Origin of the sequence: Bacillus sp. FSL R5-0654 (assembly GCF_038008745.1) — a bacterium.
GTDB lineage: Bacteria > Bacillota > Bacilli > Bacillales > Bacillaceae > Bacillus > Bacillus safensis.
In genome coordinates this window covers 2,811,320-2,832,540 of the sequence record NZ_JBBOZV010000001.1, presented here as the reverse complement: position 1 = coordinate 2,832,540, position 21,221 = coordinate 2,811,320, and the positions used below count along the sequence as shown (strand labels likewise).

Below are 21,221 nucleotides of genomic sequence, written 5' to 3'. Positions count from 1 at the left end.
TTAAAAAATAAGAATTTATCATAATATAAATAGGATAAAAACAGTGAGTAGGAGTGGCGCGGATGAAGGTGAGACATGCGGTACATCAAGATATTCCAAAAATCGCTGAGATTCATGTGAAAAGCTGGCAGACGACTTATCAGGGGATTATTTCGCAGGAGTATTTAGATGGTTTAAACATTGAAGATCGGAAAGAGAGCTGGAGAAGAAGGTCACTTGAAGGGACGTTTGTCGCAGAAGATGCGGATGGCGTATTTGGTTTTGCTTCTTTCGGAAAACAACGTGACGAACGTTATTCTACATATGATGGAGAGCTATATGCCATCTATTTATTACAACAGAAACAGAAATCAGGTGCGGGTATTGCTCTAATAGCAAAAGGAGTGGAATATTTAATAGAAAAAGGTTATCAGAATATGCTGCTATGGGTGTTTGAACAAAATTCGGCAAAACAATTTTATCAAAAACTTCAACCTAGTTTTGTCGTTACCAGCCAGTTCGAGCTGGCTGGCGAGAACCATAATGAAATAGGGTATGGATGGGAGCTGTCTATATTGAATAACCATGTACAGCGAATTAAATCGTCAGCTTCCAGTAATAATGAGAGAAAAAAGTGAAGAGCACAGCAAGCAACATGTAAGAAATAAACGGTGAAGCTTCTACTTTTCCTTTCACGCCTGCTATTTTTAAAGCTTCATAGAAACTTGCCAAAAAATAAGCAAGACTGAGAATATAACAGCACAGCATAATGGAGTAAGGGCTCATTGTCGTACCTCCAGCATGAAATCTTCTATTATTAATAGATTCCATAGAGCGGTAAATTATGCATAAAAAAATAACCAGCTGTAATCAGCTGGTTATTTTTGACGAGGAAAAACCAAACGGGATGCACTTGGGATGAGTATACAAAGAACGATACTGCAAATAATAAATGAAGGAACCATATATGTGCTGTTATAAACTAAAGAATAAACCCATCCTGGTGTTCCCTTTGGTGCATATTGAGAAAAGAAAACAACGCCAGAAATAAAGAACGTCAGCAGCCTGAAGAAACTAGCAATAAAAACAGCTAGGGTAATATAGAAGAATTGCTGTTTTCGCTTTTGATCCTGAATGGCTTTTTTAATCAGTCCAGAAAACAGGCCGCTTAAAGAAATGACAACAGATGCAACGAAGTAATCGAGGAATCCTTGAACAGGTGTAGCGATGATCGGGCTATTTATCAGCTGAAGACCTGCGATTAACACACCGATGATAAATCCGGTAGATATTCCCCATCTAATAGACATGAGAATGACGGGAATCATAATCAGCGCAAGAGAACCGCCATTAGGCATTCTTAAAAAGAGACCTGATAAGTAATCTAATACAAGTGCAAGTGAAGTCATAATTGCGATTTCCATCAGTCGTACCAATTGATTTGATTGCTGCATAAAAAAATCTCCTTTTTCATGAATTGAGCAAGGAGAGACCGTGTAAGGATGAGTATGTTATTCATAGAAAAACATATCGATTTGAATACACCGTATGTATTCAAGTGATTCCACATTCCTACTTCAGTATTAACTGACAGGTTCAAAGGGTCAGAACAACGAATGTTCACTCTCAGCACAAAGCTCCCCCTGCGGTTATTTAGTTTCAATCTATTATAAATATACTAAAGACCTGCAGGATCAACAATAGATAATTCCCGAGATAAGCAGCATTTGTATCAATATATAGGAAGAGATAAGGAAAAATAAATTATTTAGAAAAAATACTTGTTTCTTCTTTCAAAAGGTGTTATATTTGTATTCGCCGCTGAAACAGCGCGGTTGATAAATAACATTAAGAAAAAAGTTGTTGACTTTATCTTGATAGAATGTTATATTAATAAAGTCGCCTCTGAGAGACGACGAAGATGATCTTTGAAAACTAAACAAGACAAAACGTACCTGTTAATTCGAGTTTTTATAAAAAAATCCTATGATACTTCATAGGTAGTCAGTCAAACGCTGACGAGGCAGGAAATGATTACATGCTAAGTTCGCTACATCGTGTAGCAACGCATGTGTGATATGCATCCTGCATACCTCGGAGAGTTTGATCCTGGCTCAGGACGAACGCTGGCGGCGTGCCTAATACATGCAAGTCGAGCGGACAGAAGGGAGCTTGCTCCCGGATGTTAGCGGCGGACGGGTGAGTAACACGTGGGTAACCTGCCTGTAAGACTGGGATAACTCCGGGAAACCGGAGCTAATACCGGATAGTTCCTTGAACCGCATGGTTCAAGGATGAAAGACGGTTTCGGCTGTCACTTACAGATGGACCCGCGGCGCATTAGCTAGTTGGTGGGGTAATGGCTCACCAAGGCGACGATGCGTAGCCGACCTGAGAGGGTGATCGGCCACACTGGGACTGAGACACGGCCCAGACTCCTACGGGAGGCAGCAGTAGGGAATCTTCCGCAATGGACGAAAGTCTGACGGAGCAACGCCGCGTGAGTGATGAAGGTTTTCGGATCGTAAAGCTCTGTTGTTAGGGAAGAACAAGTGCGAGAGTAACTGCTCGCACCTTGACGGTACCTAACCAGAAAGCCACGGCTAACTACGTGCCAGCAGCCGCGGTAATACGTAGGTGGCAAGCGTTGTCCGGAATTATTGGGCGTAAAGGGCTCGCAGGCGGTTTCTTAAGTCTGATGTGAAAGCCCCCGGCTCAACCGGGGAGGGTCATTGGAAACTGGGAAACTTGAGTGCAGAAGAGGAGAGTGGAATTCCACGTGTAGCGGTGAAATGCGTAGAGATGTGGAGGAACACCAGTGGCGAAGGCGACTCTCTGGTCTGTAACTGACGCTGAGGAGCGAAAGCGTGGGGAGCGAACAGGATTAGATACCCTGGTAGTCCACGCCGTAAACGATGAGTGCTAAGTGTTAGGGGGTTTCCGCCCCTTAGTGCTGCAGCTAACGCATTAAGCACTCCGCCTGGGGAGTACGGTCGCAAGACTGAAACTCAAAGGAATTGACGGGGGCCCGCACAAGCGGTGGAGCATGTGGTTTAATTCGAAGCAACGCGAAGAACCTTACCAGGTCTTGACATCCTCTGACAACCCTAGAGATAGGGCTTTCCCTTCGGGGACAGAGTGACAGGTGGTGCATGGTTGTCGTCAGCTCGTGTCGTGAGATGTTGGGTTAAGTCCCGCAACGAGCGCAACCCTTGATCTTAGTTGCCAGCATTCAGTTGGGCACTCTAAGGTGACTGCCGGTGACAAACCGGAGGAAGGTGGGGATGACGTCAAATCATCATGCCCCTTATGACCTGGGCTACACACGTGCTACAATGGACAGAACAAAGGGCTGCAAGACCGCAAGGTTTAGCCAATCCCATAAATCTGTTCTCAGTTCGGATCGCAGTCTGCAACTCGACTGCGTGAAGCTGGAATCGCTAGTAATCGCGGATCAGCATGCCGCGGTGAATACGTTCCCGGGCCTTGTACACACCGCCCGTCACACCACGAGAGTTTGCAACACCCGAAGTCGGTGAGGTAACCTTTATGGAGCCAGCCGCCGAAGGTGGGGCAGATGATTGGGGTGAAGTCGTAACAAGGTAGCCGTATCGGAAGGTGCGGCTGGATCACCTCCTTTCTAAGGATATATGGAGCAGCGTACGTTTTCGTCTTGTTTAGTTTTGAAGGATCATTCCTTCAAAACATGTCTCTAGCGAGACAGGATTGTTCTTTGAAAACTAGATAACAATAAGTAATACATTCACATTGAATGCAATGCAAAGTTCATCACACATAGTGATTCTTTCTAAAGTAAGAAATGGTTAAGTTAGAAAGGGCGCACGGTGGATGCCTTGGCACTAGGAGCCGATGAAGGACGGGACGAACACCGATATGCTTCGGGGAGCTGTAAGCAAGCTTTGATCCGGAGATTTCCGAATGGGGAAACCCACTGCTCGTAATGGAGTAGTATCCATACTTGAATACATAGAGTATGAGAAGGCATACCCGGGGAACTGAAACATCTAAGTACCCGGAGGAAGAGAAAGCAAATGCGATTCCCTGAGTAGCGGCGAGCGAAACGGGAACAGCCCAAACCAAGAGGCTTGCCTCTTGGGGTTGTAGGACACTCTATACGGAGTTACAAAGGAATGATATAAGCGAAGAGGTCTGGAAAGGCCCGCCAAAGAAGGTAACAGCCCTGTAACTGAAATGTCGTTCTCTCCAGAGTGGATCCTGAGTACGGCGGAACACGTGAAATTCCGTCGGAATCCGGGAGGACCATCTCCCAAGGCTAAATACTCCCTAGTGACCGATAGTGAACCAGTACCGTGAGGGAAAGGTGAAAAGCACCCCGGAAGGGGAGTGAAATAGATCCTGAAACCGTGTGCCTACAAGTAGTCAGAGCCCGTTAACGGGTGATGGCGTGCCTTTTGTAGAATGAACCGGCGAGTTACGATCCCGTGCAAGGTTAAGCAGAAGATGCGGAGCCGCAGCGAAAGCGAGTCTGAATAGGGCGCATGAGTACGTGGTCGTAGACCCGAAACCAGGTGATCTACCCATGTCCAGGGTGAAGTTCAGGTAACACTGAATGGAGGCCCGAACCCACGCACGTTGAAAAGTGCGGGGATGAGGTGTGGGTAGGGGTGAAATGCCAATCGAACCTGGAGATAGCTGGTTCTCTCCGAAATAGCTTTAGGGCTAGCCTCAAGGTAAGAGTCTCGGAGGTAGAGCACTGATTGGACTAGGGGCCCCTACCGGGTTACCGAATTCAGTCAAACTCCGAATGCCGATGACTTATCCTTGGGAGTCAGACTGCGAGTGATAAGATCCGTAGTCGAAAGGGAAACAGCCCAGACCGCCAGCTAAGGTCCCAAAGTATACGTTAAGTGGAAAAGGATGTGGAGTTGCTTAGACAACCAGGATGTTGGCTTAGAAGCAGCCACCATTTAAAGAGTGCGTAATAGCTCACTGGTCGAGTGACTCTGCGCCGAAAATGTACCGGGGCTAAACGTATCACCGAAGCTGCGGACTGTTCTTACGAACAGTGGTAGGAGAGCGTTCTAAGGGCTGTGAAGCCAGACCGGAAGGACTGGTGGAGCGCTTAGAAGTGAGAATGCCGGTATGAGTAGCGAAAGACGGGTGAGAATCCCGTCCACCGAATGCCTAAGGTTTCCTGAGGAAGGCTCGTCCGCTCAGGGTTAGTCGGGACCTAAGCCGAGGCCGAAAGGCGTAGGCGATGGACAACAGGTTGATATTCCTGTACCACCTCCTCACCATTTGAGCAATGGGGGGACGCAGGAGGATAGGGTAAGCGCGGTATTGGATATCCGCGTCCAAGCAGTTAGGCTGGGAAATAGGCAAATCCGTTTCCCGTAAAGGCTGAGCTGTGATGGCGAGCGAAATTTAGTAGCGAAGTTCCTGATTCCACACTGCCAAGAAAAGCCTCTAGCGAGGTGAGAGGTGCCCGTACCGCAAACCGACACAGGTAGGCGAGGAGAGAATCCTAAGGTGATCGAGAGAACTCTCGTTAAGGAACTCGGCAAAATGACCCCGTAACTTCGGGAGAAGGGGTGCTTCTTAGGGTGTTAAAGCCCCGAGAAGCCGCAGTGAATAGGCCCAGGCGACTGTTTAGCAAAAACACAGGTCTCTGCGAAGCCGTAAGGCGAAGTATAGGGGCTGACGCCTGCCCGGTGCTGGAAGGTTAAGAGGAGCGCTTAGCGTAAGCGAAGGTGCGAATTGAAGCCCCAGTAAACGGCGGCCGTAACTATAACGGTCCTAAGGTAGCGAAATTCCTTGTCGGGTAAGTTCCGACCCGCACGAAAGGCGCAACGATCTGGGCACTGTCTCAACGAGAGACTCGGTGAAATTATAGTACCTGTGAAGATGCAGGTTACCCGCGACAGGACGGAAAGACCCCGTGGAGCTTTACTGCAGCCTGATATTGAATGTTGGTACAGCTTGTACAGGATAGGTAGGAGCCTTGGAAACCGGAGCGCTAGCTTCGGTGGAGGCATCGGTGGGATACTACCCTGGCTGTATTGACCTTCTAACCCGCTGCCCTTATCGGGCAGGGAGACAGTGTCAGGTGGGCAGTTTGACTGGGGCGGTCGCCTCCTAAAATGTAACGGAGGCGCCCAAAGGTTCCCTCAGAATGGTTGGAAATCATTCGCAGAGTGTAAAGGCACAAGGGAGCTTGACTGCGAGACCTACAAGTCGAGCAGGGACGAAAGTCGGGCTTAGTGATCCGGTGGTTCCGCATGGAAGGGCCATCGCTCAACGGATAAAAGCTACCCCGGGGATAACAGGCTTATCTCCCCCAAGAGTCCACATCGACGGGGAGGTTTGGCACCTCGATGTCGGCTCATCGCATCCTGGGGCTGTAGTCGGTCCCAAGGGTTGGGCTGTTCGCCCATTAAAGCGGTACGCGAGCTGGGTTCAGAACGTCGTGAGACAGTTCGGTCCCTATCCGTCGCGGGCGCAGGAAATTTGAGAGGAGCTGTCCTTAGTACGAGAGGACCGGGATGGACGCACCGCTGGTGTACCAGTTGTTCTGCCAAGGGCATCGCTGGGTAGCTATGTGCGGACGGGATAAGTGCTGAAAGCATCTAAGCATGAAGCCCCCCTCAAGATGAGATTTCCCATTCCGCAAGGAAGTAAGATCCCTGAAAGATGATCAGGTTGATAGGTCTGAGGTGGAAGCGTGGTGACACGTGGAGCTGACAGATACTAATAGATCGAGGACTTAACCTATATTCTATTGTGAAGCATGAACATTGTTATCTAGTTTTGAGAGAACATTCTCTCCATCAGGTTTGGTGGCGATAGCGAAGAGGTCACACCCGTTCCCATACCGAACACGGAAGTTAAGCTCTTCAGCGCCGATGGTAGTTGGGGGTTTCCCCCTGTGAGAGTAGGACGCCGCCAAGCTTCTAAAAGGACCAGTTCCAGTCGGAACTGGTCTTTTTTGTGCAAGTTGAGGGTACATACATTCACTTGTTTGATAAAAGATCGTGGCTTCATTTTATGTCCAGAAGCACCGTGTGAAATACTTGGATATAAAGAGAAAATGAGCCTATCGCTAAAACATTAGTTATAAAAACAATAGAGAGACAGAGTATCAGCTTATATAGGGAAATTAAAGATGTGTAAGCCTATATGATTTTTATAAATGCTTACGGCTAAAGAGATTACATATATCATTAAAGTATAAAAATGAGGGACTGCTAATATTTCTGAAGGAATCGAACGTTTTAAAAGAGAATATAGGAGAGAGAAGTTCAGCTGCTGAACGTGGAACAGCAGCTGTTTGAATAGGTGAAATGACGATCATTTGTTAAAAGAAATACGCAATGAAAATTGAAATAAAATTTTTTTAATATAGCCTTTACAAATGATTAAAACCTGTATATAATAATCTTTGTCGGATCGAGAGATTCCTACATAGTGGAGGATTAGCTCAGCTGGGAGAGCATCTGCCTTACAAGCAGAGGGTCGGCGGTTCGAGCCCGTCATCCTCCACCATATTTATTCTTACATAATGTTAGGATAGATAAAGCCGGTGTAGCTCAACTGGTAGAGCAACTGACTTGTAATCAGTAGGTTGGGGGTTCAAGTCCTCTTGCCGGCACCACTTTCATATGGTAAGATAGACAAGTCGCTTTTAAAGCGAGCCATTAGCTCAGTTGGTAGAGCATCTGACTTTTAATCAGAGGGTCGAAGGTTCGAGTCCTTCATGGCTCACCATGTTTCATGCGGGTGTGGCGGAATTGGCAGACGCGCTAGACTTAGGATCTAGTGTCTTTATGACGTGGGGGTTCAAGTCCCTTCACCCGCATTGCCAAATAAAATAAAGAAATCCTGTAATGCGGAAGTAGTTCAGTGGTAGAACACCACCTTGCCAAGGTGGGGGTCGCGGGTTCGAATCCCGTCTTCCGCTTATACCATCCACGCCGGGGTGGTGGAATTGGCAGACACACAGGACTTAAAATCCTGCGGTAGGTGACTACCGTGCCGGTTCAAGTCCGGCCCTCGGCATTATAAATAAGCGCCCGTAGCTCAATTGGATAGAGCGTTTGACTACGGATCAAAAGGTTAGGGGTTCGACTCCTCTCGGGCGCGCCATTAAGATCGGGAAGTAGCTCAGCTTGGTAGAGCACTTGGTTTGGGACCAAGGGGTCGCAGGTTCGAATCCTGTCTTCCCGACCATCTTTTATGGGGCCTTAGCTCAGCTGGGAGAGCGCCTGCCTTGCACGCAGGAGGTCAGCGGTTCGATCCCGCTAGGCTCCACTTTTTAAAAGATTATTTTGATCATGGCGGTGTAGCTCAGCTGGCTAGAGCGTACGGTTCATACCCGTGAGGTCGGGGGTTCGATCCCCTCCGCCGCTATAAAGGACCTTTAGCTCAGTTGGTTAGAGCAGACGGCTCATAACCGTCCGGTCGTAGGTTCGAGTCCTACAAGGTCCACCATCTATACGGAGGAATACCCAAGTCCGGCTGAAGGGATCGGTCTTGAAAACCGACAGGGGTGTCAAAGCCCGCGGGGGTTCGAATCCCTCTTCCTCCGCCATATTTTTTAAAACCCATATCATCGCGGGGTGGAGCAGTTCGGTAGCTCGTCGGGCTCATAACCCGAAGGTCGCAGGTTCAAATCCTGCCCCCGCAACCAAAATGGTCCGGTAGTTCAGTTGGTTAGAATGCCTGCCTGTCACGCAGGAGGTCGCGGGTTCGAGTCCCGTCCGGACCGCCATTTTTCAAAAAAATACTTGGCTCGGTAGCTCAGTTGGTAGAGCAACGGACTGAAAATCCGTGTGTCGGCGGTTCGATTCCGTCCCGAGCCACTTTTATAAAAATATTCATAGTATGGCGGTTGTGGCGAAGTGGTTAACGCACCAGATTGTGGCTCTGGCACTCGTGGGTTCGATTCCCATCAATCGCCCCATACATATTTTTGCGGGTGTAGTTTAGTGGTAAAACCTCAGCCTTCCAAGCTGATGTCGTGGGTTCGATTCCCATCACCCGCTCCATTTGTATATCTATTCATGGGCCTGTAGCTCAGCTGGTTAGAGCGCACGCCTGATAAGCGTGAGGTCGGTGGTTCGAGTCCACTCAGGCCCACCATGATCTTCCGCAGTAGCTCAGTGGTAGAGCTATCGGCTGTTAACCGATCGGTCGTAGGTTCGAATCCTACCTGCGGAGCCAAATGGAGAAGTACTCAAGTGGCTGAAGAGGCGCCCCTGCTAAGGGTGTAGGTCGCGTAAGCGGCGCGAGGGTTCAAATCCCTCCTTCTCCGCCATTGATATGGCCCGTTGGTCAAGCGGTTAAGACACCGCCCTTTCACGGCGGTAACACGGTTTCGAATCCCGTACGGGTCATTTTTAAAAGAGATCTTGTCAAAGATCTCTTTTTTATTTTCTCCAAAACGAAAGACCGCATCATGGCGGTCTTTTTTTACATATTCATGGAATAGATCGTATAAGACAAGTATGTGGCAAAGAAGCCCCATAAGACATAAGGAATCAGTAAAATTGGAACGACTTTGCTTAGTTTACGTGAGACGATGACAAGTGCAAGTGCTGTCAGTGCGACGAGAAGGCAGTCGATTGTAGCTACAAACAAATCCTTTTGTGTAAATTGAAAAAAGCTAAAGGCTTGATTGAAAACATAATTTAAAAGGAAAAGAATCCAAAATGGTAAAGTAATTTTTTGGAATCCATATTTTCCATAAATGATCGCTGCGGACAATGAGATGAGTGCGAATAAGACAGCCCACACAGCACCAATCACACCGCCACCAGGCGTCCATTCTGGTTTATTCAATGCATCATACCATTCTCTGTCGATGGGGAACAAGAATCCGGCAATAGAGAATAGTGCGTATGTAATAAAGAAGACGACAATCGCCCAAATGATACTTTTTCTAGCCATCAAGAATCTCCTCCAATCAAATTCACTCTTAAAATGATTTCCCAATAATTACATGATATAAACATAAAGCCCCCAATATGAGGGGACTAATGATTTTCTTCTGTATAAGGTTCTTCCTCGTACGGTTTCAAGTCACCAAATACCGTCATGACACCTTCTTCGTCTAGTGCTTCTTCATAGGCCTCGTGTGCTTTGTTCGGATACACCTTGCTTGCTTTTCCTTCAATATCAGCAGCTGCGAATCCTTCGTAGTCCTCCACATAATCTTCATCTTCTGATTGTGTATATACATCATCGTATGTCAGAGGAGGGAATTCCATATCAGATGGGGTCTCAGAGTTTCCGTAACGTTCTACGTCTTGGTAGGCATCCTCTCCATCGTACGCAGCACTTTCTTCATTTTCGAATTGTCCCGCGGGAGGACTTAATAAATCCTCTTCAATCGGACGGTTTTGTGAAACGGTCTGTTCTTTTGAATGCTCTGTGCATGTGACGGCAGTAGGCAAGGCTTCTAAGCGTTCCTTTGGAATAGGGGCTTTACAGACCTTGCACAGACCATAAGAGCCGTCTGCAATGGCTTGGAGTGCTTCATTGATGTCTAACATATGTTCATGTTCCAAGCTGTTTAAAGCAATATCTTTCCCCCGCTCGAACAGCTCTGTCCCTTGATCACCAGGGTGGTTATCATAGGCAGACAATTCACCGATTGAATCGTAAGGAAAGGATACTTTCTGTTCATCGTCATGGCTTTTGGCTTCAAGTTCTTTCTTTTCATCGAGAAGGCGCTGCTTCAAATGATGTAATTCGTCTTTAGACAACAAATCGATCATCCTTTCATATCAAACATATTGTTAGTATGAGCAATTTTGTATGTAAGACTAGTTCCAATTTGAAGCAATTCCTTATTAAAAAAACGCCTGCGGCTGCAGGCGTTCTTTGTTACGCGATATAGTATTGTAAGATCAAAGCGATCGTCAGCAGAAAACCAAAAAATGTATTGGTTTGAGCTGTAGATTTCATGGCATTCATTAATTCAATCGGCTTTTCTTTTTGTTTAAACTCTTTAATGGCTGTATAGGCTTTTGGCACACTCAGTAAAACAAGAAGACTCCAAAGACCGACGATATCTGTGAAGATATAAACAAAAATGAGTACATATGATACCAAAAACATGGAAAGTAAAATGTTCACTGCAGCTTTGCGTCCAGCAAGAATGGCAAGTGTTCTTCGTCCATTTTCCTTATCCCCGTCTAAATCACGGATATTGTTCGATAGTAAGATGGCACCAACTAAAATAGAAATTGGTAGTGAGATGAGAACCGCTTTAGACGTCAGTGTGCCTGTTTGGATATAGAAACTAATCAGGATGATTCCTAATCCCATAAAAGCACCTGAAACAAGTTCTCCAAACGGTGTATATGCAATTGGTACAGGGCCGCCAGTATAGAAATAGCCTGCTGCCATACAAATAAGTCCTATTAGTGCAATCCACCAGCTAGACATCATGCAAATATATACCCCAAGTAATAAAGAAAGCGCAAATAGTGCATAAGCGAGGCTGAGGACTGTCTTTGGCTTCACACCGTTTCTTACAATGGCTCCGCCGATGCCGACAGATTTCTCGTTGTCAAGCCCGCGAACATAATCAAAGTACTCATTAAACATGTTTGTTGCGATTTGGATAAACATAGATGCAAACAGCATGGCTAAAAATAGCCCAACATGTATTTGACCACTTGGAAGTGCTAAAACAGTTCCTAAAGTAACGGGAATAAATGCCGCTGTTAGTGTATGCGGTCGTAGTAAATTCCACCAAATTCGCCAGTTTTTATCAGGCTTTATTGGTGAAAGCTGATCTGATATCGATTGATGCTGCATAAAATATACTCCTTTAAATAAAAAAATACGTACACGTCCAAATTCCAGTTTAGCAAAGTTCAAAAAGGTGTCAATATATTGATGCGATGAATCGGGAAAAAGATGTTTGCTAATCGTTGCCATATCGAAGGAAAGCTTGATTTTAGAACAGGACCTGCCATTTTACCTTTGATGCTCTCGTTTCAATAAGCAGGAGCGAAAAAATCTTGAAAGCGTGATATAATAAGGATTCGAGGTTTTAAAAGCTGTTTTCTTTACTAAGTTCATCTGTTAAGGTTTATAATAGAAAAGCAGGTCATTCGACATATTCGAATGTTCATGTATTTTTTTGTTATGGTTTTATTTTTTATGTTATTTCATGGATTTTGGAGGAATGTATCATGGTGACAACAGTGCAAAGTACTTTCCGGCAGGAAGCGCTCGCGACATTAGAAGAAGCGAATAACGTCAACCATGCTGTTTTGATAAGCTACTCCAGAAGAGTTGACGATCTGGATCCTCTTGCCTTTTTCCAAAGCGGCGAAGCGGATTTTTTAGGCGAGCGGTTTTTTTGGTCTGATCCAGAAAGCCAAATGATATTTTCTGGACTTGGCAGAGCGGCCGTCATTAAATCATCTGAGCAAGGCAAGGAACGATTCGATATAGTCCATCAAGAATGGGAACAGCTAAAACAGCACATGTTCCATTTTCATGATGAGAAGGAGTTAAAGCAAGCGGCTGTTGGTCCGCTTTTATTTGGAGGATTCTCGTTTGATCCGCAGGAAGAGAAGGCGCGTCATTGGGAAGCATTTGGCGAGGCTCATTTTTTTGTGCCATCGATCATGCTGACTGTCTCAAAAGAAGGCAGTTTTCTTACGATCAATGAGTGGAAGCAGGTGGACGGGAATGTTCATCAGCTTATTCAAGAATTAGAACAAAAAGCCTCTCGTTTCGAGACATTGCCAGTACGGACTGGTGGACAAGCTGAACTTGTTCATATGGAAGAGCTGGATGTGAACGAATGGATGAAGGCGATCCAAGAAGCGACAGACCACATTCGTGCAAACGAATATGAAAAGGTTGTTTTAGCAAGAGAAGTCTTGCTTCACTATAAAAATCAAATTGAACTTGCTCCACTATTAGCAGAATTATTAAAGCACCAAACAACGAGTTATGTATTTGCGGTTGAACAGGGAAGACAAGCATTTGTCGGAGCCACGCCGGAACGCTTAGTGAAAAAAAGCGGCGGAGAGGTCTTTTCATCCTGTTTAGCAGGTTCCATTGTTCGCGGAAAAGATGAAGCGGAGGATTACGCATTAGGCGAGGAACTGCTGCATGATGAGAAGAATTTGATTGAACATCAAATTGTCGTCAATATGATTGAGCAAGCATTTAAAGCGAATTGCCTTCATGTGCATAAACCAAATCAACCAAGTCTTTATAAAACAAAAAACATTCAGCATTTGTTTACACCGATTGTGGGAGAAATCAAAAGCAGCTGTTCCCTCTTTTCATTAATTGAGCAGCTTCATCCGACGCCGGCATTAGGCGGATATCCTAAGGAAAAGGCGGTTGAAGTGATTCGTGAAATCGAACCGCTTAAGCGCGGCTGGTATGCAGCGCCGGTAGGCTGGATTGATTCTCAGGATAATGGAGAATTTGCTGTAGCCATTCGGTCAGGTCTTATTGAGGAAGATCGTGTTCGTTTGTTCGCCGGCTGTGGAATTGTAGAGGATTCCCTTGCAAAGCAGGAGTATGAGGAAACACAAGTGAAGTTAAGACCAATGCTGTCTGCTCTTGGAGGTCATCCTATTGAATAATCACATCATGACAACATATATAGGCAGATTGATGGATGAATTCGTCCAAGGTGGTGTGAAAGAGGCAGTTGTCTGTCCTGGTTCTCGTTCAACTCCGCTTGCGATGCTGGCCCTTGCTCATCAAGACATCCATGTCCATGTTTTAGTGGACGAACGGTCTGCTGCTTTTTATGCGCTTGGTCTTGCAAAAGCAAGTCAATCACCAGTGCTGCTTATTTGTACATCAGGTACAGCAGCTGCTAACTTTTATCCAGCCATTGTAGAGGCGCATTATTCTCGTGTACCTCTTATTGTGTTAACTGCTGATCGGCCGCACGAATTGAGGGAAGTTGGGGCACCTCAAGCGATTGATCAGCAATTCTTATTCGGTAAGTTTGTTAAATGGTTCACAGACTTAGCATTGCCAGAGGAAAGTCAAACGATGCTGCGTTATGTTCAGACAGCAGCTGCGAGAGCAAATCACATGTCGATGCAGGAGCCAAAGGGGCCTGTTCAGATCAATGTACCTCTGAGAGAACCATTGCTTCCTGATCTGTCTATTGACCCTTTCGCGCGAGAAGAATCAGACACGAAAAAGGTATTAGCATCAGGTCAGGCTTTCCCAAATGATCGAGTGATGTCTGAAATCGTAACCGTCATGAACCAATCCAAAAAGGGACTGATTGTGGCTGGTGAACTTCATACACAGGAAGAAAAAGAGGCGGTTTTACGCCTTTCGAAAGCTCTGCATTTACCTATTTTAGCTGACCCGCTTTCTCTTTTGCGCAACGGGCATGAAAATGAAGATCTGATCATCGATGCGTATGATTCTTTATTAAAAGATGAAGCATTGCAGCAGCATCTATTACCGGATATGGTCATTCGCTTTGGACCGATGCCTGTATCTAAGCCCTTATTCAAGTGGCTGGAAAAACATGCGGAAGTAAAGCAGATTGTTGTTGATGCTGCCGGAGGCTTCCGTGATCCTGGGTTAAGTGCTTCATACGTCATTGAAAGTACTGTCTCTGCTTTTGTAGAAGCAGCATTAAATCAAGCAGTACAACGTAAAGAGACAAGTTTCTTAAACTGCTGGCAGAATGCTAATTCTTCATTCAGAACGCATGCAGCCCGCTATTCAGATGAGGATTTGTCCTTTGAAGGGAATGTGTACCGTCAGCTTCAGCACCTCTTGCCAAAGGAGAGTGTCCTTTTTATCGGTAATAGTATGCCGATTCGTGATGTAGATACATTTTTTGAGACTCAGTCCAAGCCTTTTCGAATGATGGCGAATCGCGGAGCAAATGGCATTGACGGCGTTGTGTCCACAGCACTTGGCACGTATGCAGCATTGAAGCAGCCAGTCACTTTAGTCATTGGAGATTTATCATTTTACCATGATATGAACGGTCTGCTTGCAGCTAAGCTGATGGACATTCCGCTGACAGTTGTTTTGATAAACAATGATGGGGGAGGTATCTTTTCTTTCCTTCCGCAGGCGTCTGATAAACCTTATTATGAAAAGCTCTTCGGTACGCCGACAGGACTGAATTTTGAGTATGCATCGAAGTTATATGGGGGAACCTATTCGAAACCGTCAACGAAACAAGAGTTACATGATGTGTACATGGCGCATATCGATGAACCAGGGCTTCATTTAATTGAAATTGAAACAGATCGTCATTCCCGTGTAGACAAGCATCGTCAAATGATGGATGACATATTGGAAGAAGTGAAAAAAGAATGCTTTCTCTCATCATAAGAATGCGTGATGGGGTAGCGTACGAAGTGGTGGACCAGAACCCTTCGGCAGCAAATGCCACATTATGCTTACACGGCTTCACTGGAAGTGCAGCGTCTTGGACGTTCTTGAATGCTTATTTGGAGAATACAAGACTGATTCAGATCAGCTTGCTTGGACATGGGCGTACGGACTCGCCAGAAAGTGTGAGAAGATATGCCATGTCTCAGCAGCTGGCAGATCTTGTAGAGATTTTAAACCAATTAAAGCTTCACAAAGTGAATATTCTCGGATATTCTATGGGAGGACGTATTGCTTTATCATTTGCCGCTCGTTATCCAGATCGTGTCAATAAATTGATTCTTGAGAGTACATCTCCTGGGCTTCGCACTTTTAAAGAGCGGATGTCAAGACTAAAGCATGATCATCAGCTTGCTCAAAAGATTAGACATGAAGGCTTAGTGAAGTTTGTGGATTTTTGGGAAAGCATTCCTTTGTTTGCTTCGCAGAAAACTTTATCAGCCGAAAGGCAGACTGAGCTGAGAGAGGGAAGACTGAAGGCCAATCCTCTTGGGCTGGCTCGCAGCTTAGAAGGAATTGGAACAGGTTCACAGCCATCTGTTTGGAAGGCATTAAAGCATATTCATTTGCCTGTATTGTTCATTTGCGGAACGCTTGATGAAAAGTTCTGCCATATCGGGAAACGTATGCAGCAGGAGCTGAAAGGAAGTCAATTTATATTGGCTGAGCATGCTGGGCATACAGTTCATGTGGAACAACCACATTTTTTTGGTAAAATAGTAAGTGAGTTTATTTTAGCGTAAGATTAGAGGAGGAAATATTGATGGCTATTGAATGGCAAACTGAGCGTCAGTATGACGAAATTTTATATGAAACGTACAATGGGATCGCAAAGATTACGATTAATCGTCCGCACGTACATAACGCGTTTACCCCGAAGACTGTTAGTGAATTAATTGATGCATTTTCACGGGCTCGTGATAATTCAGAAGTTGGTGTGATCGTACTTGCAGGTGCTGGCGGAAAAGCATTCTGTTCTGGTGGAGACCAAAAAGTTCGCGGCCATGGCGGTTATGTAGGAGACGATCAAATTCCACGTCTAAATGTATTAGACTTGCAGCGTTTGATTCGTGTCATTCCAAAACCAGTTATCGCAATGGTAGCAGGTTACGCGATTGGCGGAGGCCACGTTCTTCACGTTGTGTGTGACCTGACGATTGCAGCAGATAATGCGATTTTTGGACAAACAGGTCCAAAAGTAGGCAGCTTTGATGCTGGTTATGGTTCAGGTTACCTTGCACGTATTGTTGGTCATAAGAAAGCAAGAGAAATCTGGTACTTATGCCGTCAATACAATGCACAAGAAGCGCTTGATATGGGACTTGTTAACACAGTTGTCCCATTAGATCAGCTTGAAGAGGAAACGGTGAAGTGGTGTGAGGAGATGCTAGAAAAGAGCCCGACTGCTTTACGATTCTTGAAGGCTGCATTTAACGCAGATACGGATGGATTAGCTGGAATTCAGCAATTTGCAGGAGATGCGACACTTCTTTATTACACAACAGATGAAGCAAAAGAAGGACGCGATTCCTTTAAGGAAAAACGCAAGCCGGACTTCGGCCAGTTCCCGCGTTTCCCTTGATTCAATGATATCAATGAACAACAGCTTAGTGCATCAGACTAAGCTGTTTTCTTTTACGAAAAGGAGGTGTCATGATGAAGCAACCTAATTGGCTGCTGCACCGTGCCTATTTAACGCCAGATCGAGTCGCACTCATTTATCAAGAGAAAGAGTGGACATTTCACGAATTAGCTCAAGAAGCGGAAGAGCTTTCAAATAGACTTGCTCAGACATCATTGAAAAAAGGGGAAACGGTTGCGCTTTTGATGAACAATCATCCTCATATGGTGATGCTTGTACATGCCTGTTTTTTATTAGGGTTAAAAATTGTGCTATTGAATAATAAGCTGACAAAAGCTGAAAGGCGCTATCAGCTAGAAGATGCAAAAGCCGCGGCGTTATTAACAGAATCTAGTTATGCAAGCGACCATGAGGGTGATTTACACGTTTATACAATGGAAACTTTACCTAAACCAGGGGAAGGTCATGTCAACAAGATCGAGAGTGAATTTGATTTGAATGAAACAGCGACCATCATGTATACATCTGGGACAACAGGACGTCCAAAAGGGGTAGAGCAAACGTTTGGCAATCATTTTCATAGTGCTGTTTCCTCTGCACTGAATCTGGGTCTCAGAGAGGATGACCGCTGGCTCATTGCCCTGCCTCTTTTTCATATTAGCGGCTTATCTGCTTTATTTAAGTCTGTGATATATGGAATGACAGTCGTGCTTCATCAGAAGTTTGACGTCGATGAAGTAAAGCATTCTATTGAACGGCATCGTGTAACGATGATTTCTGTTGTGCAGACGATGTTATCTCGTTTGTTAAGCAGATTGGCAGAATGTCCGTCTTCTTTGCGCTGTCTTTTATTAGGCGGAGGACCTGCGCCTTATGCGATGCTTCAAGAAAGCAAAGAGAAGGGCTTTCCTGTCTTTCAATCGTACGGGATGACGGAAACCTGTTCACAAATTGTGACCCTTGCGCCCGAATTTAGTGTAGAGAAGCTTGGGTCAGCGGGAAAACCTCTTTTTGGGTGTGAGCTGAAAATTCAAGACGGTGATCGCATTTGCCGTCCTTTTGAGCATGGCGAAATTATGGTGAAAGGTGCAAATGTGATGAAAGGATACCTTTACCGTGAAGAAGCGACCGCGGCTGCCTTTGATGAGGGCTGGCTGAAAACGGGCGATATTGGCTATGTGGATGAGGAAGGGTTCTTATTTGTGCTTGACCGCCGTTCAGATTTAATTATTTCTGGCGGAGAAAATATTTATCCTGCGGAAATTGAAGCGGTTCTGCTAACACATCCGCATGTCAAGGAAGCCGGAGTAACGGGTATGTATGATGATAGATGGGGAGAGGTACCTGCTGCTTTCCTTGTAACAGATGATAAGATACCGGAGAATGAGCTCTATGCTTTATGTGGTTCGCATTTAGCCAAATATAAATGGCCCGCCGCTTTTCACTTTGTGGACGAGCTGCCAAGAAATGCGTCGAATAAATTGCAAAGGCACAGACTCAGATCAAAGGGGTTTTCAAATGATTCAAATTGAACGAGTAATTTTATATCATGTCACGATGAAGCTTAAACAGCCATTTACAACAAGTCTTGGAACCATTTCAGAGCGTGAGTTTATTATTGTTGAAGTCAAAGATCAGACAGGATTGACTGGATGGGGAGAGGTCTCTGCTTTTTCTTCTCCGTGGTATACAGAAGAAACAATTGAGACTTGCTATCATATGCTGAGAGCTTTCTTTATCCCGAACGTGCTGACGCGCACCTTTACACATCCTTCAGAAATCCCGGACAGTCTGTATCATTTTAAAGGCAATAGGATGGCGAAAGCAGGCATTGAAGCGGCTGTTTGGGATATTTATGCGAAGCGTGAGAATAAGTCTTTACGCGATGTATTAGGCGGTACAAAAGATAGAATACCATCTGGTGTTGTGGCGGGGTTAGGCCCTATTGACGATATGCTTGAGCAAATTCAGCAATTTGTTGACCAAGGATATCAGCGGGTGAAGGTGAAAATTAAACCAGGACAAGATATTGGACTTCTTCAAAAGATCAGAGAGTCTTTTCCTGATCTGCCATTAATGGCAGATGCAAACTCTGCTTATGAATTAAAAGATATCAGCAAGCTTAAGCAGCTCGACGATATTCGTTTATTAATGATTGAACAGCCTTTAGCAGCAGATGATATTGTGGACCACCGCCATTTGCAAAAGCATTTAAAAACGCCGATTTGTTTAGATGAAAGTATTTGTTCTTTAGATGATGCTAGAAAAGCTGTAGAGCTTGGCAGTTGTCAAATTATTAATGTGAAGCCTTCACGAGTTGGCGGATTGACAGAGGCTCTTAAAATTCATACGTTCAGTAAGGAGCATCAAATTCCGTTATGGTGCGGAGGGATGATTGAAACAGGTATTTCCCGAGCGCAGAACGTAGCACTTGCTTCGCTTCCTCAATTTACGATTCCCGGTGATATTTCAGCTTCGTCAAAATTTTGGGAGCAGGATATCATTTTTCCTGAAATTAAGGTTGAAAATGGGTTTATTGAGGTGCCTCGCTCCCCAGGAATGGGCGTGGAGGTTGATTACCAAGCGCTCCGTTCGTTTTCAGATAAAATCGACGTGTTTACAAAACATGATTTTGTGAGATAAAAACGAAGGAATCATCTTTTGCATCCCTAATAGAATCTAGGTATGGTGAGAGAAAGTTTTTCCTTCCTGTCTGAACAAAAAAGAAAGAGCGGTGATCCGCTCTTTCTTACTCTTCAACCAGCTCGCTGTCATAAGCAAGCTGTCCGATATACTGATGAATTTCACTTGGCATGTTTGATGCATGTCCATATTCATAATCCCAAAGATTTAAAAAGGAGTGAGCGGCTTGGTGGAATGCGGCTTCATCCGCGTCATGAATTTCGTCAAAAAACGTTTGAAGCAGCCGATCGTGTTTCAAATTGAAGCGCCTCCTTTAATGAGACTTAAAGGTCTTGTGGTTTAAACGTTTTACAATCCGTTTCTTCACTTTTCTCAGCCGTATTTCCTGTGTGGCTGACGACATAGATTGCATCTGCACCACAGCGGTTTCCAGCATTCCAATAGGAACAGTTATTGACTTCACAAAGGATTTTTTGACTCATACAGATGACCTCCTTTTGAGTATGTCTTTCATCTATAATGTAACCGAAATGAAGCTCGTCCATTCATGTTAATCTTCCTGACGAATATAGCGCTTATCTTTCATAAATAATTTCCAGAAGAAATAAAATCCGGGAAACAAGATGATAAACCCTACAATATAGGTGATAAATAATGCCCTAAATGTGACAGGGTCTGTAAATCCAGACATGATTGTAATATCTGGATAAGCCATATAAGGCAAATGGGCACGCCCATACACATAGCTTGCTAAGAAATATTGAATGGTAATCGCAATGACGGCAAGGCGCGGTCTCCCTTTCCGATGCTTAAACCGGCTGTTTGGTAAAAATAGAGCCAGTCCTGCGAGCAGAAACATTAAGAGAGATATAAGAAGAATAGGAATGTTCTGCATCATTTTTGTGAACAGCCAATTGGCCTCGCTTCGTAATGTCAGCATGATAAAAAAGGCCATCATGAGTGAAAGTGGACCCGTAATGAGCGCCCCTCTTCTATAAATGCTGTAAGCTTCATCTTCATCAGCAACATTAGAGAAATCAGCTAAAAGCAAGGACGAAAGAAAAAGGGTGCTGAAAATGGCAAAGCCGATAAAAGAATAGACATTTGCACTTGTAAAGACCAGTCCAAGATCTAATGAGTAGACGTTGTTCTCCTGAAAGATAAAGCCACCATGGGTGATTGGGAGAACCATGATCAGGATGGACGGAATGATAAAGCCACTGATTCCTGAAATGTAAGTCACCGCTTTTCGGTATTTCTTAGGCAGTGAATGAGAAAACACGAGAAACCCGCTTCGCAGTGCAAGAAGCAATAATATGATGCTGCCGGGTATTAATAAAACGGTACCAAGTACAAAGGTCGCACCTGGAAACAAGCTGAACAATGCGACAACGATAGCCACAATAAAGACGTTTGTCACTTCCCATGTTGGAGAAAGGTACTTATTTGCGATATTAGCTGCCTTTGTTTGTTCTCTATTCATATAAATCATCGACCAAAATCCTGCGCCGAAATCCATTGATGCCATCACTGCATAGATAAAAACGAATCCCCATAAGATGGTGATTGCAATGAGCGCATCAGTTGTAACATCCATTTGCATCAAGATCGCTCC

The 21,221-nt window shown here is 44.9% G+C and carries 14 protein-coding genes, 21 tRNA genes, 3 rRNA genes and 1 riboswitch; of the genes, 31 read left to right on the top strand and 7 right to left on the bottom strand.

Annotated features, from left to right (window positions below; translation table 11 throughout):
• Positions 1-62: 62 nt before the first annotated feature.
• A complete protein-coding gene (locus tag NSS76_RS14515) occupies positions 63-617 on the top strand; it encodes a GNAT family N-acetyltransferase (protein WP_044332586.1) in 555 nt (184 codons plus the stop codon).
• Positions 618-857: 240 nt separating this feature from the next.
• Here the strand turns inward: NSS76_RS14515 and thiT are convergent, their stop codons facing one another.
• Complete coding sequence (gene thiT / locus NSS76_RS14510) at positions 858-1,433, bottom strand: energy-coupled thiamine transporter ThiT (RefSeq protein WP_044332589.1); 576 nt, start codon at positions 1,431-1,433, stop codon at positions 858-860.
• A 98-nt stretch (positions 1,434-1,531) separates the two neighbouring features.
• Positions 1,532-1,633: riboswitch (TPP riboswitch) on the bottom strand.
• A 437-nt stretch (positions 1,634-2,070) separates the two neighbouring features.
• On the opposite strand from thiT, the gene NSS76_RS14505 reads away from it, so the two are divergent.
• The 24 genes from NSS76_RS14505 to NSS76_RS14390 all read left to right on the top strand — a co-directional run bounded on the left by NSS76_RS14505 (position 2,071) and on the right by NSS76_RS14390 (position 9,353).
• A 16S ribosomal RNA gene (locus tag NSS76_RS14505) occupies positions 2,071-3,619 on the top strand.
• Positions 3,620-3,801: 182 nt separating this feature from the next.
• Positions 3,802-6,732: ribosomal RNA gene (locus NSS76_RS14500) — 23S ribosomal RNA — on the top strand.
• Positions 6,733-6,793: 61 nt separating this feature from the next.
• Positions 6,794-6,909 (top strand): 5S ribosomal RNA (gene rrf / locus NSS76_RS14495).
• Together the 16S, 23S and 5S rRNA genes form the textbook arrangement of a ribosomal RNA operon.
• A gap of 518 nt (positions 6,910-7,427) precedes the next feature.
• Positions 7,428-7,503: transfer RNA gene (locus NSS76_RS14490), tRNA-Val, on the top strand.
• Between the two features lie 33 nt (positions 7,504-7,536).
• A tRNA-Thr gene (locus tag NSS76_RS14485) sits at positions 7,537-7,612 on the top strand.
• Positions 7,613-7,649: 37 nt separating this feature from the next.
• A tRNA-Lys gene (locus NSS76_RS14480) sits at positions 7,650-7,725 on the top strand.
• A gap of 8 nt (positions 7,726-7,733) precedes the next feature.
• Positions 7,734-7,816, top strand: a tRNA-Leu gene (locus tag NSS76_RS14475).
• A 30-nt stretch (positions 7,817-7,846) separates the two neighbouring features.
• Positions 7,847-7,918, top strand: a tRNA-Gly gene (locus tag NSS76_RS14470).
• A gap of 12 nt (positions 7,919-7,930) precedes the next feature.
• Positions 7,931-8,016, top strand: a tRNA-Leu gene (locus NSS76_RS14465).
• A gap of 10 nt (positions 8,017-8,026) precedes the next feature.
• Positions 8,027-8,103 (top strand) — tRNA-Arg (locus NSS76_RS14460).
• Positions 8,104-8,110: 7 nt separating this feature from the next.
• Positions 8,111-8,187 (top strand) — tRNA-Pro (locus NSS76_RS14455).
• A gap of 8 nt (positions 8,188-8,195) precedes the next feature.
• A tRNA-Ala gene (locus tag NSS76_RS14450) sits at positions 8,196-8,268 on the top strand.
• 25 nt (positions 8,269-8,293) lie between these two features.
• Positions 8,294-8,367: transfer RNA gene (locus NSS76_RS14445), tRNA-Met, on the top strand.
• 4 nt (positions 8,368-8,371) lie between these two features.
• A tRNA-Ile gene (locus NSS76_RS14440) sits at positions 8,372-8,448 on the top strand.
• Positions 8,449-8,455: 7 nt separating this feature from the next.
• Positions 8,456-8,548 (top strand) — tRNA-Ser (locus NSS76_RS14435).
• A 22-nt stretch (positions 8,549-8,570) separates the two neighbouring features.
• Positions 8,571-8,647 (top strand) — tRNA-Met (locus NSS76_RS14430).
• Positions 8,648-8,651: 4 nt separating this feature from the next.
• A tRNA-Asp gene (locus NSS76_RS14425) sits at positions 8,652-8,728 on the top strand.
• 18 nt (positions 8,729-8,746) lie between these two features.
• A tRNA-Phe gene (locus NSS76_RS14420) sits at positions 8,747-8,819 on the top strand.
• 25 nt (positions 8,820-8,844) lie between these two features.
• Positions 8,845-8,920: transfer RNA gene (locus NSS76_RS14415), tRNA-His, on the top strand.
• An 11-nt stretch (positions 8,921-8,931) separates the two neighbouring features.
• Positions 8,932-9,005: transfer RNA gene (locus NSS76_RS14410), tRNA-Gly, on the top strand.
• Between the two features lie 17 nt (positions 9,006-9,022).
• A tRNA-Ile gene (locus NSS76_RS14405) sits at positions 9,023-9,099 on the top strand.
• Positions 9,100-9,105: 6 nt separating this feature from the next.
• Positions 9,106-9,180: transfer RNA gene (locus NSS76_RS14400), tRNA-Asn, on the top strand.
• Positions 9,181-9,183: 3 nt separating this feature from the next.
• Positions 9,184-9,274, top strand: a tRNA-Ser gene (locus tag NSS76_RS14395).
• 7 nt (positions 9,275-9,281) lie between these two features.
• Positions 9,282-9,353 (top strand) — tRNA-Glu (locus tag NSS76_RS14390).
• Positions 9,354-9,429: 76 nt separating this feature from the next.
• On the opposite strand, the gene NSS76_RS14385 is transcribed toward NSS76_RS14390, so the two are convergent.
• From NSS76_RS14385 to NSS76_RS14375, 3 genes are all read right to left on the bottom strand, one after another.
• On the bottom strand, positions 9,430-9,906 hold the full coding sequence (locus tag NSS76_RS14385; protein ID WP_024424942.1) for a TspO/MBR family protein: 477 nt from the start codon (positions 9,904-9,906) through the stop codon (positions 9,430-9,432).
• An 86-nt stretch (positions 9,907-9,992) separates the two neighbouring features.
• Positions 9,993-10,727, bottom strand: a complete 735-nt coding sequence (locus tag NSS76_RS14380) for a TraR/DksA C4-type zinc finger protein (RefSeq protein ID WP_041107397.1) — start codon at positions 10,725-10,727, stop codon at positions 9,993-9,995.
• Positions 10,728-10,845: 118 nt separating this feature from the next.
• The gene (locus NSS76_RS14375) at positions 10,846-11,784 is read right to left on the bottom strand and encodes a 1,4-dihydroxy-2-naphthoate polyprenyltransferase (protein WP_024424940.1); all 939 of its coding nucleotides are present in this window, start codon (positions 11,782-11,784) and stop codon (positions 10,846-10,848) included.
• A 380-nt stretch (positions 11,785-12,164) separates the two neighbouring features.
• Between NSS76_RS14375 and NSS76_RS14370 the strand changes: the two genes are divergently transcribed.
• The 6 genes from NSS76_RS14370 (at position 12,165) to menC (ending at position 19,606) form a co-directional block, all read left to right on the top strand.
• Positions 12,165-13,583 (top strand): isochorismate synthase, encoded by a 1,419-nt coding sequence (locus tag NSS76_RS14370; protein WP_103132316.1) that lies wholly within the window; start codon positions 12,165-12,167, stop codon positions 13,581-13,583.
• Positions 13,576-15,321 (top strand): 2-succinyl-5-enolpyruvyl-6-hydroxy-3-cyclohexene-1-carboxylic-acid synthase, encoded by a 1,746-nt coding sequence (menD, locus tag NSS76_RS14365; RefSeq protein WP_234107318.1) that lies wholly within the window; start codon positions 13,576-13,578, stop codon positions 15,319-15,321. Before NSS76_RS14370 ends, menD begins: the two co-directional genes overlap by 8 nt.
• Positions 15,303-16,124: a 2-succinyl-6-hydroxy-2,4-cyclohexadiene-1-carboxylate synthase gene (menH, locus tag NSS76_RS14360; protein ID WP_133744340.1), complete on the top strand. Its 822-nt coding sequence runs from the start codon at positions 15,303-15,305 to the stop codon at positions 16,122-16,124. Before menD ends, menH begins: the two co-directional genes overlap by 19 nt.
• 20 nt (positions 16,125-16,144) lie before the next feature.
• The gene (menB, locus tag NSS76_RS14355; protein ID WP_024424937.1) at positions 16,145-16,963 is read left to right on the top strand and encodes a 1,4-dihydroxy-2-naphthoyl-CoA synthase; all 819 of its coding nucleotides are present in this window, start codon (positions 16,145-16,147) and stop codon (positions 16,961-16,963) included.
• Between the two features lie 71 nt (positions 16,964-17,034).
• On the top strand, positions 17,035-18,495 hold the full coding sequence (locus NSS76_RS14350) for an o-succinylbenzoate--CoA ligase (protein ID WP_341082405.1): 1,461 nt from the start codon (positions 17,035-17,037) through the stop codon (positions 18,493-18,495).
• Positions 18,482-19,606, top strand: a complete 1,125-nt coding sequence (gene menC, locus NSS76_RS14345) for an o-succinylbenzoate synthase (protein WP_024424935.1) — start codon at positions 18,482-18,484, stop codon at positions 19,604-19,606. Before NSS76_RS14350 ends, menC begins: the two co-directional genes overlap by 14 nt.
• A gap of 106 nt (positions 19,607-19,712) precedes the next feature.
• On the opposite strand, the gene NSS76_RS14340 is transcribed toward menC, so the two are convergent.
• From NSS76_RS14340 to NSS76_RS14330, 3 genes are all read right to left on the bottom strand, one after another.
• Positions 19,713-19,904, bottom strand: coding sequence for a hypothetical protein (locus NSS76_RS14340; RefSeq protein ID WP_024424934.1), 192 nt, complete (start codon positions 19,902-19,904; stop codon positions 19,713-19,715).
• 25 nt (positions 19,905-19,929) lie between these two features.
• Positions 19,930-20,088, bottom strand: a complete 159-nt coding sequence (locus tag NSS76_RS14335; protein WP_008360682.1) for a DUF1540 domain-containing protein — start codon at positions 20,086-20,088, stop codon at positions 19,930-19,932.
• 68 nt (positions 20,089-20,156) lie between these two features.
• The gene (locus NSS76_RS14330; protein ID WP_192929571.1) at positions 20,157-21,203 is read right to left on the bottom strand and encodes a cytochrome d ubiquinol oxidase subunit II; all 1,047 of its coding nucleotides are present in this window, start codon (positions 21,201-21,203) and stop codon (positions 20,157-20,159) included.
• Positions 21,204-21,221: the final 18 nt, after the last annotated feature.

Bases quoted from the DNA above. Each gene is read 5' to 3' on its own strand.
- NSS76_RS14515 (WP_044332586.1), top strand. From the start codon at position 63: ATGAAGGTGAGACATGCGGTACATCAAGATATTCCAAAAATCGCTGAG.
- thiT (WP_044332589.1), bottom strand. From the start codon at position 1,433: ATGCAGCAATCAAATCAATTGGTACGACTGATGGAAATCGCAATTATG.
- NSS76_RS14385 (WP_024424942.1), bottom strand. From the start codon at position 9,906: ATGGCTAGAAAAAGTATCATTTGGGCGATTGTCGTCTTCTTTATTACA.
- NSS76_RS14375 (WP_024424940.1), bottom strand. From the start codon at position 11,784: ATGCAGCATCAATCGATATCAGATCAGCTTTCACCAATAAAGCCTGAT.
- NSS76_RS14370 (WP_103132316.1), top strand. From the start codon at position 12,165: ATGGTGACAACAGTGCAAAGTACTTTCCGGCAGGAAGCGCTCGCGACA.
- menH (WP_133744340.1), top strand. From the start codon at position 15,303: ATGCTTTCTCTCATCATAAGAATGCGTGATGGGGTAGCGTACGAAGTG.
- menB (WP_024424937.1), top strand. From the start codon at position 16,145: ATGGCTATTGAATGGCAAACTGAGCGTCAGTATGACGAAATTTTATAT.
- NSS76_RS14350 (WP_341082405.1), top strand. From the start codon at position 17,035: ATGATGAAGCAACCTAATTGGCTGCTGCACCGTGCCTATTTAACGCCA.
- menC (WP_024424935.1), top strand. From the start codon at position 18,482: ATGATTCAAATTGAACGAGTAATTTTATATCATGTCACGATGAAGCTT.
- NSS76_RS14335 (WP_008360682.1), bottom strand. From the start codon at position 20,088: ATGAGTCAAAAAATCCTTTGTGAAGTCAATAACTGTTCCTATTGGAAT.
- NSS76_RS14330 (WP_192929571.1), bottom strand. From the start codon at position 21,203: ATGGATGTTACAACTGATGCGCTCATTGCAATCACCATCTTATGGGGA.